The organism is Chryseobacterium sp. FR054, from assembly GCF_056844565.1.
In genome coordinates this window covers 46,105-61,841 of sequence record NZ_JBXDSA010000002.1, presented here as the reverse complement: position 1 = coordinate 61,841, position 15,737 = coordinate 46,105, and the positions used below count along the sequence as shown (strand labels likewise).

The 15,737-nt window shown below is 39.7% G+C and carries 16 protein-coding genes; 8 read left to right on the top strand and 8 right to left on the bottom strand.

What is annotated here, in order from left to right; all coding sequences use genetic code 11:
- Positions 1-17 precede the first annotated feature (17 nt).
- On the bottom strand, positions 18-1,184 hold the full coding sequence (locus tag AC106S_RS07510; RefSeq protein ID WP_482438480.1) for a Pycsar system effector family protein: 1,167 nt from the start codon (positions 1,182-1,184) through the stop codon (positions 18-20).
- A 26-nt stretch (positions 1,185-1,210) separates the two neighbouring features.
- Between AC106S_RS07510 and AC106S_RS07505 the strand changes: the two genes are divergently transcribed.
- Together AC106S_RS07505 and AC106S_RS07500 are read left to right on the top strand one after the other, a co-directional pair.
- Entirely contained in the window at positions 1,211-4,927 is a 3,717-nt protein-coding gene (locus tag AC106S_RS07505) for a metallophosphoesterase (protein ID WP_482438479.1), read from the top strand.
- Between the two features lie 342 nt (positions 4,928-5,269).
- Complete coding sequence (locus AC106S_RS07500) at positions 5,270-5,989, top strand: hypothetical protein (protein ID WP_482438478.1); 720 nt, start codon at positions 5,270-5,272, stop codon at positions 5,987-5,989.
- 14 nt (positions 5,990-6,003) lie between these two features.
- Here AC106S_RS07500 and AC106S_RS07495 read toward each other — a convergent pair whose 3' ends face one another.
- From AC106S_RS07495 to ruvX, 5 genes are all read right to left on the bottom strand, one after another.
- Entirely contained in the window at positions 6,004-6,873 is an 870-nt protein-coding gene (locus tag AC106S_RS07495; protein ID WP_482438477.1) for a hypothetical protein, read from the bottom strand.
- 310 nt (positions 6,874-7,183) lie between these two features.
- Positions 7,184-7,951: a nucleoside triphosphate pyrophosphohydrolase gene (gene mazG, locus AC106S_RS07490; protein WP_482438476.1), complete on the bottom strand. Its 768-nt coding sequence runs from the start codon at positions 7,949-7,951 to the stop codon at positions 7,184-7,186.
- A gap of 206 nt (positions 7,952-8,157) precedes the next feature.
- Complete coding sequence (locus AC106S_RS07485; protein ID WP_482438475.1) at positions 8,158-8,715, bottom strand: DUF5606 family protein; 558 nt, start codon at positions 8,713-8,715, stop codon at positions 8,158-8,160.
- A gap of 81 nt (positions 8,716-8,796) precedes the next feature.
- A complete protein-coding gene (gene def, locus AC106S_RS07480) occupies positions 8,797-9,369 on the bottom strand; it encodes a peptide deformylase (protein ID WP_482438474.1) in 573 nt (190 codons plus the stop codon).
- On the bottom strand, positions 9,366-9,782 hold the full coding sequence (gene ruvX / locus AC106S_RS07475; RefSeq protein WP_482438473.1) for a Holliday junction resolvase RuvX: 417 nt from the start codon (positions 9,780-9,782) through the stop codon (positions 9,366-9,368). Before ruvX ends, def begins: the two co-directional genes overlap by 4 nt.
- Positions 9,783-9,897: 115 nt before the next feature.
- Between ruvX and AC106S_RS07470 the strand changes: the two genes are divergently transcribed.
- Positions 9,898-10,374, top strand: coding sequence for a SixA phosphatase family protein (locus AC106S_RS07470; protein ID WP_482438472.1), 477 nt, complete (start codon positions 9,898-9,900; stop codon positions 10,372-10,374).
- A complete protein-coding gene (locus AC106S_RS07465; protein ID WP_482438471.1) occupies positions 10,355-11,236 on the top strand; it encodes an archaemetzincin in 882 nt (293 codons plus the stop codon). Before AC106S_RS07470 ends, AC106S_RS07465 begins: the two co-directional genes overlap by 20 nt.
- Before the next feature lie 57 nt (positions 11,237-11,293).
- On the opposite strand, the gene AC106S_RS07460 is transcribed toward AC106S_RS07465, so the two are convergent.
- A complete protein-coding gene (locus AC106S_RS07460; RefSeq protein ID WP_482438470.1) occupies positions 11,294-12,838 on the bottom strand; it encodes a serine hydrolase in 1,545 nt (514 codons plus the stop codon).
- Positions 12,839-12,964: 126 nt separating this feature from the next.
- Here AC106S_RS07460 and AC106S_RS07455 point away from each other — a divergent pair, with 126 nt between their 5' ends.
- The 4 genes from AC106S_RS07455 to rsmD all read left to right on the top strand — a co-directional run bounded on the left by AC106S_RS07455 (position 12,965) and on the right by rsmD (position 15,361).
- Positions 12,965-13,462, top strand: coding sequence for a metallophosphoesterase family protein (locus AC106S_RS07455; RefSeq protein WP_482438469.1), 498 nt, complete (start codon positions 12,965-12,967; stop codon positions 13,460-13,462).
- A gap of 22 nt (positions 13,463-13,484) precedes the next feature.
- Complete coding sequence (locus tag AC106S_RS07450; RefSeq protein ID WP_482438468.1) at positions 13,485-13,979, top strand: Smr/MutS family protein; 495 nt, start codon at positions 13,485-13,487, stop codon at positions 13,977-13,979.
- 18 nt (positions 13,980-13,997) lie between these two features.
- Positions 13,998-14,714: a DUF3822 family protein gene (locus AC106S_RS07445; RefSeq protein ID WP_482438467.1), complete on the top strand. Its 717-nt coding sequence runs from the start codon at positions 13,998-14,000 to the stop codon at positions 14,712-14,714.
- Between the two features lie 74 nt (positions 14,715-14,788).
- Positions 14,789-15,361: a 16S rRNA (guanine(966)-N(2))-methyltransferase RsmD gene (gene rsmD, locus AC106S_RS07440; protein ID WP_482438466.1), complete on the top strand. Its 573-nt coding sequence runs from the start codon at positions 14,789-14,791 to the stop codon at positions 15,359-15,361.
- Here the strand turns inward: rsmD and AC106S_RS07435 are convergent.
- The gene (locus AC106S_RS07435; protein ID WP_482438465.1) at positions 15,358-15,705 is read right to left on the bottom strand and encodes a winged helix-turn-helix transcriptional regulator; all 348 of its coding nucleotides are present in this window, start codon (positions 15,703-15,705) and stop codon (positions 15,358-15,360) included. The genes rsmD and AC106S_RS07435 overlap by 4 nt on opposite strands.
- Positions 15,706-15,737 lie beyond the last annotated feature (32 nt).

Here is a 15,737-nt window from a genome sequence, read left to right as displayed (position 1 = left end):
CCTCCCTCAGCCTTCAGTTAAAGCGAAAGAAACGCATATCCGAAAGAAAGCACAGAAATAATAATTCCGGCCATAAAGATCTTATAGGTAATGGATAGAAGCTTATATTTCCTGTCCAGCACTTTTCCCAGGAAGTAAAGGTCTTTCACCATAGAATCATAGATATAGTCCCGGTCTTTGATCAGATCCCTCATCGCATCATGATAATCATTGAAAAGCATTTGATGGAAGTTCCCGAAAAACAGCAGATTCACTTTTCGGTCTGCAATATCCTGAGCCGTGAATACCGTTTTTGTAACATTCGGCTTTGTGGATAAAATCGCAAATATAATCGTCAGCACACTGGATAGCAGAAGAATAAAACTCGGGATAATCAGGTGTGAATTTTTCGGTGTATCCAGCTTAGGAACCAGTACGGAAAGACATACGGAAATAATGATCGCATTTACGGAAAGAAGGATATTCGCTTTGCTGTCGGCAATATCACTCAGCCGGGTATGGTTATTCAGAGTTACCCTGAACAGCGTATCCACACTGCGGTCAGATTTAGGTTCCTTTTCTTTTTTATTCTCGGAATTATCTTTTTTATCCTCTTCTTTTTCCAGCTTTTTCTCTATTTTTTTAATATTCTTTTTCTTTAAAGGTTCCCAGTTTTCCTTTGCATACTCCGTGTAGTAGTGATGCTTGTTTTTCAGCATATCAAGGTTTCCCGCATTCCATTCTTCATTGGAAAAACATCTTACATTCGTCAGCTCCCATTCTTTTCTCAGGCAGTCGGAAATATCACTGTAATCATGGCTTGCAAAATGACTGCAGTCTGCATCTTTTACTATCTTTTCCAGGAGATTCTGCGGCTCATAAGTGATTTTTGTTGCCAGAATCAATTGGGAAACATCGCGGATATAGTCTTCAGGGTAATTTTCCTTCTGTAAAAAATCTTTCAGAATCTCAACACCTCTTTCTTCATGGTTCTGGGCACACTCTATATAGCCGGTATCATGAAACCAGAGAGCAAGCAGCACTTTTTCCTGGTCTTCTTCCGAAACCGGGGTATTCTTCATAATCTCTTCAGCCTTGTTGACCGTATAGGTGGTATGGATAAAATTATGGTAAAAGTAAACAGAAGATAACTTATCTTTGAATAAGATTTCAACATAATCTTTGGCTTTGTGTAAAATACTCATCCCTGAATTTTTGTTAATGTAAATTTATGAATTTATCCTTTAAAACTCATCTAAAAAATACTTCTATTGCCTTTAGAGCAGTATTGTCGGCCGGAGTTCTTTATTCCTGCGCAACATATAACGTAAAAAAGGGTAAAAACTTATTTGAAGTAAAAAATTCTGATATAAAATCTGAAAATGACTTTAAAGTTTTCCTGATTGGTGATGCCGGAAATGCAGATGAAATTCAGGCACAGCAGACACTCGGTCTCCTTAAAAACAAACTGGATTCTGCAGACAGCAATTCGATGCTGATCTTTTTGGGAGATAACATCTACCCCAACGGAATGCCGAAAGAGTCCGACAAAGACTATGCACTGGCCAAACAGAAGCTGGAAGATCAGCTGGCCATTACCGGAAATTTTAAAGGAAAAACCCTCGTCATTCCCGGAAACCACGATTGGTATAACGGAATGGACGGCCTAAAGGCCCAGGAAGATTTCGTGAAAAACTATTTTAACGACAAAAAAGCTTTCCTGCCTAAAAACTCCTGCCCTATTGATGATGTGAATCTGTCCAAAGACATCAAGCTGATCGTTGTCGATACGGAATGGGCATTGGCCAACTGGGATAATTACCCGGGGGTAAATAAAAACTGTACCATCAAAACCCGTGAAGACTTTTTCACGGAGTTTAAGGATCTGGTTACCAAAAATCAGGATAAAAGGATCATCGTTGCCCTGCATCACCCCATCATCAGCAGTGGTACCCACGCCGGATTCAATTCGGCAAAATCCCATCTTTTCCCGCTGAAAAGCAAAATCCCTGTTCCCGGTGTCGCAAGTCTTATCAATATTCTGAGAAGCTCTTCCGGTGCCAGTCCCGAAGATATCAATAACCGGCATTATGCTGACCTGGCCAACCGTCTGAAAAGTATTGTTCAGGATAAAGAGAATATTATTTTTGTTTCCGGGCATGATCATAACCTTCAGTATCATGAAGACAGGAATATCCGGCAGATCATCAGTGGGGCCGGCTCCAAAACAGATCCGGCCACAATTGCCCTGCAGACCGATTTTTCTTACGGAGGCAGCGGCTTTGCAGTCCTGAATTTCAGAAAAGACCAGAGCACCGATGTTGAATATTTTTCCACCAAAGATAACAGCCTTAAAAAGCTTACCCATATTTCCGTAATCTCGAAACCCGATGTATTCATCAATAACTATCCCCGCACTTTTCCCGCTACGGCTACCTCAACGGTTTATCCCGTGGAACTGACCCAAAAAGGAAGTGTTTACCGATGGCTGTGGGGAGAGCATTACAGAAAATATTACGGAATTCCTGTTGAAGCACCTACTGCTGATCTCGCCACTCTGAACGGAGGCTTTACCCCTTTCCGGGAAGGCGGAGGAAACCAGTCGAACAGCCTGAGACTGAAGGCAGCAGACGGCCAGGAATTTGTAATGCGGGGCGTGAAGAAAAGTGCAGTCCGTTTTCTGAATAATATGGCTTTCAAAAAAAGCACTTTCGGAAATGAACTGAATAACACATTCCCGGAAAAGTTCCTGCTGGATTTTTATACGACCAACCATCCGTTCACCCCCTTTTCAGTAGGGAATATGGCAGATAAAGTGGGGATTTTCCACAGCAATCCGAAATTATATTATATCCCCAAACAGTATACTCTGGGAGAGTACAATAAAAATTACGGGGATGAAATGTACATGATTGAAGAACGCTTTTCTTCTGATCCTAAAACCCTGGCCTCACTGGACAATGCCAGAGACATTGTTTCCACAGATGATGTTCTGAAAAACTTCACCAAAAATTACAAATACTCCGTAGACCGTGAATCTTACATCCGGGCCAGAATATTTGACATGTTTATCGGTGACTGGGACAGACATTCCGACCAATGGAAATGGGCAGAATACCAGGATGGCGATAAAGTAGTCTATAAACCGGTCCCGAAAGACAGAGATCAGGCATTCAGCAAATATGACGGGGCAGCATTCAGGATCATAATGAATGTTCCGGCCATCCGGCATATGAAAACTTTCAAAGATGATATTAAAAATGTAAAATGGATGAATATGGAACCTTATCCGCTGGATCTGATTTTCCTGAAAGGTTCTACCCGGGAGGAATGGGCAGCCCAGGCCAGATACATCCAGGATCATCTTACGGACGCTGATATTGATGAAGCTTTTAACAATCTCCCGAAAGAGGTAAAAGACGAAACCATTGCCGATATTCAGAGCAAGCTGAAAATACGGAAAACAAGACTGCAAAATTATGCCGCTCAGTATTATGATGTGCTTCAGAAAAAAGTACCGCTGGCCGGAACTGTGAATCCTGATAAATTCGTAGTCACAAAAACCGGTAATTCCGTTAATGTAAAACAGTATAAATTAGATAAAAACAAAGAAAATCCTGAACTGGTTTTCGAAAAAAACTATGATGATTCCAAGACAAAGGAACTCTGGATTTATGGGCTGGAAGATGATGATATTTATGAAGTTTCAGGAGAGGGAAAACCTAAAATGACGATCAGGCTGATAGGTGGCTACAACCATGATGTGTATAATGTTTCCAACGGAAGCAGGGTAAAAATTTATGATTTCAAATCTCAGAAAAACACCTATAATGCAGCATCTGCAACAAAAAATATTTCTGATGACTATGACGTCAATACCTACAATTACAAGCATCCGAAATTCAATTATTTTGCAGGATATCCGAATGCTGACTACAACCCTGACGATGGAGTGATTATCGGCTTTCTGGCCAATTATACCGTTAACAATTTCATCCGCGATCCGTATACCCAGAAACACAGCCTTAAAGCCAATTTCTATACGGCAACGGCCGGATTTAACCTGGTGTATAAAGGAATCTTTAAAAAAGTCATTTCCGGATGGGATTTCAATATTGATGCAGGCTATACGACCCCGAGATTTTCCCGGAACTTTTTTGGCCTTTCCAATGAGAGTCCTTACGATAAAGAAAATACGGAAAGAGAATACAACCGGGCCAGAATTTCCAGATTCAATTTTGCCCCTTCCATCTCCAGAAAGAGCTGGCTGAATCTTCAGCATCAGTTCCAGCTTACGTTTGAGGACAATAAAGTACAGCGGAAAGGTAACCGTTTTGTAGACCAGTCACCGGATGTACGCCCTGAAGTCTTCAAAAGTCAGGAATTCTTAGGAGCGAATTATACGTTCAGCTACAAAAATATGGATAATAATGCGTTCCCGACTTTAGGACTGGAGTTCATTGTCAATGCAGACTGGAAAGCCAATACCTCTAACTTTGAAAAGAATTTCGTCACTTTAAACGGAACTTTGACTATTGACCACAGGATTGATAAAAAAGGAAATTTCGTTTTTGCCAATTCCAGTAATGTGATGTGGATCAACAATAATAATTTTGAATTCTACCAGGCTGCAAGCATCGGAGGCAATAACGGAATGCGGGCTTTCAGAAACGACAGGTTCTCAGGAAGGTCTTATTTCACAAACAATTCCGAGGTTCGCTGGGATTTCGGAAGGGTAAGAAACAATATTGTTCCTGCCAATATGGGCGTACTGATCGGATATGATATAGGCCGCGTATGGAACGACAACGAAAATTCCACCAAATGGCATCAATCCGTAGGTGCAGGTTTCTGGATGAGCGTTGTAGAGATGCTTTCCGCGAGGCTGAATTATTTTTACGGTTCAGACGGCGGAAGAGTTTCAGCCGGAGTCGGGATGACTTTCTAAAAATCTGCTTCCGGACTCCCTGATTCCCTGAAATAAAATATAAAAAAAGGCTGCAATTCCGTTGCAGCCTTTCCTGTTTTTATGACCTGTAACTCCTGAATTTTAAACTACAAAAAACATTTTCTTATAAAAAATGTAAATAAAGAAAATTTAATATCCGACCATTCTGATTAGCAGATCATTACAGATAAAACAAATACGGTTTTAAAATAAGAAACATATATACTGCAATACAGCCGGTAAATAGCCATAGATTAATATGCTTATTTATTTTCAAAAAATTCATTTTTTTCAAAAGAATATATATTTGCATTAAAATTATTTAATAAAAAAAACATTTCGATGAAAAAAAAGCTATTTTACATGGCCTTATTTGCTATGTCATTAAGTGCAAACGCTCAGATTGGTATTCATACTCCTACTCCCCAGAACACACTTCACGTGAACGGCAGCCTCCAGGTTGTAAAAGACATTAATATCGGAGGGGACGCGGGAACAAAAGGAAATTCAGGAAACAGAGGTGAATTTTTGATGTCAAACGGATCAGGAACCCCTCCTGTATGGCGGAATATCGAGTCTGAGAATTTTTTAAAAGTTGTTTTTGTGGGCAATAAAACAGATATCAGCCCGGCATCCGGAAGCTATACCGGAACAGGAAGCAGCCCCGTGAGTACCCACGGAAGCTATGTAAAGACCTATGTGTATAACGTAAGCAATAAAATTGACAATGCTTACCTCAACTACAATTCTACCAATGGATTGTTCACAGTTGTGAAGCCAGGGTTTTATAATATCGTTCCATACGTTACTTATGATCTCAGCTTAAACGGGAACGGTTATACGGCAGGAACAGCAAAGTCTTCGGTTCAGAAAATAAATCCGGCAACAGAAACACTGGCTTCAAGCTCTACCGGCCACGGTGAACGTACCCTTGCAGTCAACCATAACCTTTCTTCGATTACCTATTTCAATACCGGAGAAACCTTTAGGGTACAGTGTGTCTATACGCAGAATTTCAGGTTATCATCCGGTAATATCCATATTTCCTATTTAACTCCGTAAAAGTCTGTTATCATCTAAAAAGAAAACCGGTACACCTTCCCTCCGGTATCCTTGTCTTTTTCGTCAGCAATCAGCAGGGTTTTGTCATTGAGAAACACCACCGACTCCTTCTGGGAATTATGATTTAAAGAAATTTTTTCAATCTTTGCTGTATTGAAATCATCCGCTTTAAATCCGGAAAGAACATGAATATTCTTATGGGACAGCAAAACAATTTTATCTTTTGTGCTGTTAATGGCAGCGGATGTGATGGCGGCATCGCTATACTTTCCGTTAAGCTTCAGTTTTCCTATTAATTTAGCTTCAAAATCCCCTTCCCTGTTAGGAACCTGGAATACCAGAAATGTTCCGTCAAAACCTTTGCTTCTGTTTTTCGTAAACAGATAGAAATTACCGTTCATTTCTACAAAAGCTTCACAATCGTAGAGCCAGTTCGATTTTTTAGGCGGAAATTCTGTCTGTCCTTCGTAGTGGAACCTGGTGGTCTGCACTGCTTTGGTTGTTTTTTGTCCTGTATTCTGCAGATCCAGTTTCAGAATAGCAAGATCCTGTCTGTTATTGTCATTATTTCCGAAATCACCGATATAGATATTTCCCTGTGTATCGGCTGTTATATCTTCCCAGTCTGTGTTTTCTGCATTTTCTACCAGAACATCGGCAACTTGCTGCCCTTTCATATCCAGGCCGTACACCCTATTCTTATTTCCCTGGTCTTCAATAGCCCAGATCGTCTGTTTATCTTTGGATAATGCTATTCCGGAAACTTCCTTGAGTTTTTTGGGTAAAGAGAATTCCACTTTTAATTCATCGTTTTTAGGGGCATCCTGAGCCTTAGGATTACAGCTCCACAAAATGCAGGCTGAAAATATAAGAGTCCGTAACATATCTATTTTATTTTTTAAAGTGAAATACAAATACTGAATATTTAAGACAGGAGACAAGGAAAATTGATTCTTTCTAATTAATTACAGGATAGGCAAGGACAAAAAATAACTGAATGTTTTTTAAGATAACAAAGCCGCTTCGCTTATTTTTGTAATGCAAAACCTGGTGTTGCCCTGCATCTTTCCCTGCTTTCATTGTAATACATTTATCTGATTAATACTTTCCCCGCTTAACCCTTTTTCAGGCCTGATCCTATATTTTTAATCTAAGTTATTAATTATCTCCTGATAACGAAATAAATTTTTCTGTCTAAGGCAGGCGTTTAGCCTTTTCCCAAAGAACATCCATTTCCTCCAGCGACAGATCAGCAAGTTTCAGTCCCGCTTCATCAGCAAGCCCCTCCATTTTCTGAAATCTCGAAATGAACTTCAGATTCGTTCTTTCCAATGCCGAATCCGGGTTGATCCCTGAAATTCTTGCATAATTGATCAGTGAGAAAAATACATCTCCAAGCTCCTGTTCCTTTTTGACAGGATCTGTTTCTTCATGAAACTCCTGTATCTCCTCGTCCACTTTTTTCCATGCATCTTCCGCATCATGAAATTCAAACCCGATGCCTTTTACCTTATCCTGTATTCTGTAAGCTTTTACAAGGCTCGGAAGGCTTTTGGGAACACCGCCCAAGATGGATTTATTTCCTTCTTTCAGTTTCAGTTTTTCCCAGTTCTGCTTTACCTCTTCTTCGTCTTTTACTTCTGTATCCCCATAAATATGAGGATGGCGGAAGATCAGTTTCTCATTCAGTGAATTAATAACGTCTGCTATATCAAAACTCTCTTTTTCGGAACCTATTTTAGCATAAAAGACCAGGTGAAGCAGTACATCTCCCAGTTCTTTTTTTATCTCGTGTAAGTCTTCCTGAAGAATAGCATCCGAAAGTTCATAGGTTTCCTCCAGCGTGAGGTGACGTAAAGTCTGAAGGGTCTGTTTCCGGTCCCAGGGGCATTTTTCCCGGAGATCATCCATAATATCAAGCAGTCTTCCGAAAGCTTCTAATTTTTCCTGTCTGGTATTCATAACTTGTTGAGAGTTCAATATTATACAAAGGTAAGGGTTATTTGGACTCTCCGGCAAACCTTCTTATTTAAAATTGAATGAATCCGGAATGTGAAAGATGAAAGATACAGGTTTTTAACAGTCTGCCATTATTCCGGATAAGGCAGCTTCAGCAAAAAACCCCATCAGGACTGACGGGGCTTTATATTTTTAGAGGTAAGGATTAATTATCCCTGTTTTCTGTGAGTACTTTTTGGAGCTGCTTTGGCTGCTGAAGTAGCTTTTACTTTCGGAGCGGCAGGTTTTTCAGCTTTCGGAGCTGCTTTTTTAGGAGCATCCTTGTCGATACTTACTTCTTCCTGTGCAGGATCTAAAGTTTCAGGCTCTGCTTTTACGAAGCTTTCCGGAGTAATATAGCCTGCCTTTTGAAGGATATTATACCATTGAGCAAGCTTTTTGATATCAGAAGCATATACTCTTTCCGTATCATAATTAGGAAGTGAAGCGGTCATAAATTCTTTCAGCTCCGCATCGGATGATTTGTGAGAGATTGTTTCTTTGTAATCCTGATTTTTTGCAATATTTTCAAAAACTTCAAACAAAGGAACTTCTTTATCAACTGTAAACATCGCAATATTGTCTAATAAGCTTACCTGGCTTGAGTTTCCGATGCTTACTTTTTTCTTGTTTGTAACGTCTTCAATAATAAACCCGTTTCTTAATTGAGAAACTAATTTGTAAAGTCCTGGCTTTCCTGAAATTGAAATTATTTTTTCTAACAGCATAATTATATTGTTTGTAAATTCTGCAATCAGCTCGGGGCTTTTTGCTCTGTATTATTTTTTCTTTTTAATCCTTATTTAAAATTATTTTGGAAATCTCATTTTATAGTTGATGCTTACATCACCCTGAGAAATCTTTGTCAGCTTGCCTTTTACCAGCTTTTTCTTCAACGAACTCAGGTGATCGGTAAACAGGATCCCTTCGATGTGGTCATACTCATGCTGAATTACGCGGGCTCTAATATCGGAAAAAGTTTCTGTATGTTTCACAAAATTTTCGTCATAATATTCAATAACGATGGTTCCCTTTCTTTTTACATCTTCTCTTACATCCGGAATAGAAAGGCATCCTTCATTGAACTTCCATTCTTCACCTGATTCTTCAAGGATTCTTGCATTGATGAAAACTTTTTTGAATTCTGCCAGCTCATCTTTAATATCTTCATAATCTTCATCTTCAGCCAGCGGAGTTACGTCGATGACGAACATACGGATATCCAGCCCGATCTGAGGTGCAGCCAGTCCGATACCATTGGCACTGTACATCGTCTCAAACATATTCTCTATCAGTTCCTGTAATCCGGGATAATCTTTGTCTATATCTTTCCCCACTTTTCTCAAAACGGGATCCCCAAAAGCTCTTATCGGTAAAATCATCTTATTCTCTGTTCTAAAAAATTCTGCAATATGATGGTTGCACTTACTTTATCTATTAATCCTTTCTCCTGCCTCTTTTTTTTGTTTTTCCCGCTCTGGGATATAAAAAAGGAAGCCATCTTCGAGGTAAATCTTTCATCAAGGCGGTGAACCTTAATGTCCGGAAATTCATGTTGAAATCCTTCAATGAATTTCAGAATATCCGTTTCCACTTCGGAAATATTTCCTTTCAGATCTATGGGAAGTCCTATCACGGTTTCATCTACCTTGTTTTCGCTGAAATAGGTCTTCAGAAACTCCATAAGCAGCGGTGTCTGCACGGTATCCAGACCGCTCGCAATGATCTGCATATCATCTGTTGCGGCAATTCCGCAGCGCGCTTTTCCATAATCTATTGCAAGGATCTGTCCCATAAGTCTGCAAATTTAGTAAAATTTACTGATTTTATTCATAACGCAGTTTTTTTATAAAAATCATGTTTTATTCCATTATTTTTTTTATAATTTTAATCTTCCAAAAAACGAAAGTATGAAGAAACTCATCCTCGTAAGACATGCGAAAAGCGACTGGCCGGAAGAAACGGAAGATTTTGACAGACCTCTGGCAGACAAGGGGTTGCAGGACGCTATGAATATGTCCAGATTCATGAAAGACAAGAACATTTCCATTGATTATTTCGTATCCAGTCCGGCAGTACGTGCGCTGAATACGTGCAGAATTTTCAATCAAACCTATCAGCTGAATATTTCCACGGCCGATAAGCTGTATAATCCTTCGGAAAGAAATTTTGAATCTGTGATCTACGGTCTGGATGATCAGGTGAACTCTGTTGCCCTGTTTTCTCATAACAACGGTATTTCTAATTTTGCCAATTCTATATCAGAAGATATTTTTCACTTTCCAACCTGTGGAGTGGCAGGCTTTGAGATAGACTGCAATTCGTGGTCTGAATTCGACGGCGCCAAAAAGAAGCTGCTGTTTTTTTATGAACCGGGCAAAATATAAACCGGTCTTTTATGCCTTTATTTTTATTTTTCTTTTTTCCTGTCAGAAAAAGGAGCAGTCTTATCTGGAAACCATTGCCGGTAATGATGTAAAACTTTCCTATCCCCAACCTGGAAGCTGGCGGTACAGCCACCATGAAAAATTTCAGAAATTTGAAGATTTTCAAAAAACAAAAAAAATACTCCCTGAACCCGGCAAAAATATTATTTACCTGCAGCCTGTCGGAACTTTCGATCAGCTCCAGCAAAAGGAAATAGAACTTACCCGGGACTATTTAAATGCTTATTACCAGCTGGAGACAAAAGTCCTTCCGGCTTTACCCCATTCCATCATAGCCAAAAATGCCAGAAGAATTTCCCGGGATGGACATGAACAGGTATTGGCAAGCTATGTTCTGGACAGTATTCTGATCAGAAGAAAACCCAAAGACGCTGTCATATTGATGGGGATCACAGAAAAAGACCTGTATCCCAGACCGGAATGGAATTACGTTTTCGGGTTTGCCTCTTATGAAGACGGTGTAGGCGTGACTTCCCTGTACAGGTTTGCCAATGGTAACCTGACAGATACTAATTTTAATGAAAGTCTTCTGAGACTCATCAAAATAAGTTCCCATGAAATCGGCCATATGTTCGGCATCAGCCACTGCCTGAATGCCAATTGTGTGATGAACGGAACCAATTCACTTTCAGAAACAGATTTTCATTTTGCAAGAGCCTGTTCGCTTTGCCAGCAGAAACTGAACTCCAGTATTCATTACGACCCTAAAAAACGTCTCACCAGGCTGAAACAATTCTTTGAAAAACAACATCTGAATACCGAGCTTGCCCGTGCTGAAGCCGATTGGAATCTATTGAAATAGTATATAAAAAAACGGACCGAAGCCCGTTTTTATTGAATAGTCTGGTAATCTTTTCTGTTATTTTCTCTTCAGATCCAGGTCATCAAAATCAAAGCTGAAATCTGTAATATCTGAAATTGCCTTTATTTTTGCAGATTCTGCTTTTCCGTTCTCATCATAGGCAAAAATAATGTAGGCATCAGCATCATAACTTCTGTCGTCCCATTTGATGATGAATGTATTGTTGGAATAAGGCAGCAGTTCTCCTTTCAGCCTCGGTGAGTTTTTGCAGATGATTCTGTATGTGCCTCCCTGCTGTGAAATTTCTACGTCTCCGAACCATTGGTCATTATATTTTCCGGTAAACTGCTCTGCTTTAGGCTGCATAGTTTTATCTTTTCCGAAAGCTTCAGATTTCGCAAAAGCATCTTTTTTCTGCTTCTCGTATTCGGCATTCATTTTTGCCATTCTTTCTCCGTAAGTTTTCAGCCAGTTTCTGTCTGCAATTCCCAGGTAAGAATCTTTTACGGTATTGGTAATGGTATTGAAGGCTGCTCCTGACTGTTGATTCGTAAGTACCACAATTCCCAGTTTCAGATCAGGGATGAGGGTAAATTGAGTAACGGTTCCTATCAGTCCGCCTGTGTGCTGTACCTGCTTATGACCTTTTACATCACTTAAAAACCAGCCCAGCCCATATCCATAGAAGCTTGTATCATATGGATTTTTCATCGCCACCCTATCCGGGATCTGAAGACTCCAAAGCTGCTGTACATTCTTATCTGAAACCAGTTTCTTACCGTCTCTGGTGGTGAAATTATTCAAAAGACATTCAGCCCAGGTGGTCATGTCCTTAATATTACTCATAATTCCGCCGGCTGCATTGGCTGTTTCATTCCAGTCATGCGGAACGGCTACCGCTTTACCGTTTACAGGAGCATGGGCATCAATCTTATTGGATACTGCTTTCGCCCTGTTATAGCTTCCGTAGCTGGAAGTCATTCCTACCGGCTTCATGATTTTCTGTTCAATAAATTCAGCCCAGCTTAAACCGGAAATCCTGTGGATCACTTCACCGGCAATAATGAACATCACATTGTTATAATCCAATGTTGTTCTGAAAGGATTTTCCGGCTTCAGATAGCGTACGTTGTGAACAATATCGTTCACGGTCAGGTTTCCTCCTTCCGGAAAGAACATCAGATCCCCCTGTCCCAGCCCCAGGCCTGCTCTGTGGGTTACCAGGTCTTTTACCGTTACATTTTGGGAAACATACGGATCGTACATCTGAAATTCAGGAATATATTTAGAAACTTTATCGTCCCAGTTCAGTTTTCCTTCATCTGCCAGGATGGCCAGAGCCGTACAGGTAAAACCTTTGGAATTGGAAGCAATGCCTACCAGTGTATGGTCATCCATCGGCTGCTTTGTCGTTAAAGAACGCTGTCCAAACCCTTTGGAATAGATCAGTTTCCCGTCTTTTACAATTCCCACAGACATTCCAGGGACATCGAAGGTTTTAAGAGTATTCAGGATCAGTTCATCCAGTTTTTTTTCTTCCACCTGGGCATTAAACATTCCCGCAGCCAAAAGAAAAAGGAAAAAAGAAATTTTCTGCTTCATTTTTTATATATTTCTCCCAAATTTACTAAATATTAAGAGATCCTATTTTGTGGATGATAAAAGTTTTTCGTTTTAAATATTGAAAAATTAAATCTTTCCTAACTTTGCAAAAAATTTCAGAGTTTTATGACCAAAATCCTTCTCCTTTCCGATTCGCATTCCTATATAGATGACAGAATCCTGGAATATGCCCGGCAAGCTGATGAAATATGGCACTGTGGCGACTTCGGAAGTATGGACGTGATTGAACAGCTTGAAAAAATAAAACCATTGAAAGGAGTTTACGGAAATATCGATAATGCCCGGATCCGGGCTGAATTCCCTGAAGTGAACAGGTTTTTCTGTGAAGATCTGGAGGTTCTGATGATCCATATCGGCGGATATCCCGGAAAATATACTCCGCTCACCAAAAAAGAAATTGCTGAGAAAGCACCCCAATTATTTATTTCAGGCCATTCTCATATTTTAAAGGCAATGTATGATGAAAAGAACAGCCTATTGCACCTTAATCCCGGTGCCTGCGGGCAGCAGGGCTGGCATAAGATGAGAACCATGATGCGCTTTACAGTAGACGGCAAGGAGGTAAAGGATCTTGAAGTGATTGAACTGGGAAGCAGAGGTTAAAGATAAACAGACGTTAAGAATTATGAAGATCGGGAACAAAGTTTCTGTTGTAGATGAAGATTTAAGCGGGATTATTACTTCCGTGAACGGAAATATTGTGGTTTTTAAGGATGAATACGGATTCACCCATCAGTATCCAAAAGAAAAACTTGTGCCCAAAGATATTGACCTTTACGAGAATATAAGAATTGAAAAGAAAGCAGAACCGGAGAAAATGATTTCCAAAAAACACCAGAAAAATCATATGGTCCTGGATCTTCATTTTCATAATCTGGTTAAAAATCCCGGTGATTATGACAGTTTTGAAAGACTTTTCATCCAAAAGGAAAAACTGACGGAAGTTCTGGAATTCTGCAGAAAACATCATTTGAAAAGACTAGAAATTGTTCACGGCATCGGAGACGGAACCCTTCAGAAAATGGTATGGAACGTTCTGGAAAGCCAGACCGATATTGATTTCTATAATAAGGAAATACTTCACCATCAATCAGGTGCCGTTATGATAGAATTTCACTAAATTTGCACCAATAGAAATATGAACGTACTTAATTTACTTTTTACCAAAGACGGATTAATCTGCCAGATCACTAAAAACAAGAGTGTTCTGGAGGAAAAGTCTTATTTCGTTACGGAAGAAACGCCGGAAAATTTAATCGGGGACAAGCTTGATGAAATGCTTATCAGGCAAAGATTTGACGAAATACAGGTAGTTTCGGCCCTGAATCATTTTACCCTGATGCCGGAAGGACATTCTGATCATGAGGCAGGGTTTGATCTTATTGCATTCAATGCACCCGCGGATAAGGATAAAGAGGAGCTTATGCTTTCCGTCAATAAAAAATTCGGGGTACAGTTTTACTATACTTTTCAGAAGAACTTTTATAAAAAGATCAAAGAAATTGCAGTTCCCGTTCATTTTAATTTTTCAGGAGAAAAGTTCTTAAATTCCATCAATATTAAAACCGGTAAGGAGATTCACATCAATCTGTATCATAATCAATGTGAATTTTTTGCTATCGACAATAAAAAAATCATCCTGTATAACAACCTGGATGTCAATTCGGAAGTAGATTTTCTTTATTTCATTATGTTTACTTTAAGTAAAATCGGGTTTGGTATCAATGAGACCCATTTCTATGCTTATGGTGAAACAACGGAAAATGAGACTTTTATTTCTGAGCTTCAGAAATTCGTCAGAAACCTGAAAATTGTTTTTGATAATGTTCCCAATAAAAATTTTATACTCAACTAGACCCAGCAGGCAGGGTACAGGAATGAATTCCCTGATTCAGCAGCCTGCGGTCTGACCGCTAACAACTAAAAAATATGTTCAGAATAATATCCGGCAAATGGAAAGCCAAGAAAATAGCAGCTCCGAAAAATTTTGATGTAAGACCTACGACAGATTTTGCCAAGGAAGCTTTATTCAGTATTCTGGAGAATACGTATGATATGCAGTCTGTTTCCGTACTGGATCTTTTTGCCGGTATCGGCTCCATCTCACTGGAATTTGCGTCCAGAGGCTGCCAGGATGTTACTTCCGTAGAGATGAACCCGAAGCATACCGGATTTATCAATTCTACGGCTTCAGAACTGGATATGTCTTTACAGATCAATGTTCAGAGAGGAGATGTATTCGACTGGCTTAAGAAATTCAGAAATAAAAAGAGTTTCGAGATTGTATTCTCTGATGCTCCTTTTGAGATGGAGGAAAAAAAATATGACGAACTGATTTCCCTGGTTCTCAACAATAAATTCCTGAAAGAAAACGGCGTTCTGATCGTAGAACACCAAAGCCGTATGAAACTTCAGCATCCCAATTTAACGGATACCCGGAAATACGGAAATGTGAGTTTCAGTTTTTTCAAACCGAATAAAGATGATAATCAGGAACTTTAATTCCTGATTATTTTTTTGGTAAGCTCCGGAGCTTCTTTTCCCCAGTCTGTAATGGCATGCAGAACCGGCAGCAGTGTTTTTCCGAAACCGGTCAGGCTGTATTCCACCATTAAAGGGGGTTTTTCAGTAAAGACCTTTCTTTCGATAATGTCATCTTCCTCCAACTGTTTCAGCTGGAGACTCAGGGTTCTTTCTGTAATAGTGGGAATGAGCTTTCGCAGCTCATTGTATCTTTTAACTCCGTCTGTCAGGTGATATAAGATCACAGCCTTCCATTTCCCCCCTATAAATCTCATGGTCACACTCGTACAGCACGGGTATTTTTTATTGTCTATCGTATACATTTTATACTATCCTTTTTTACCGTTATTGCAAA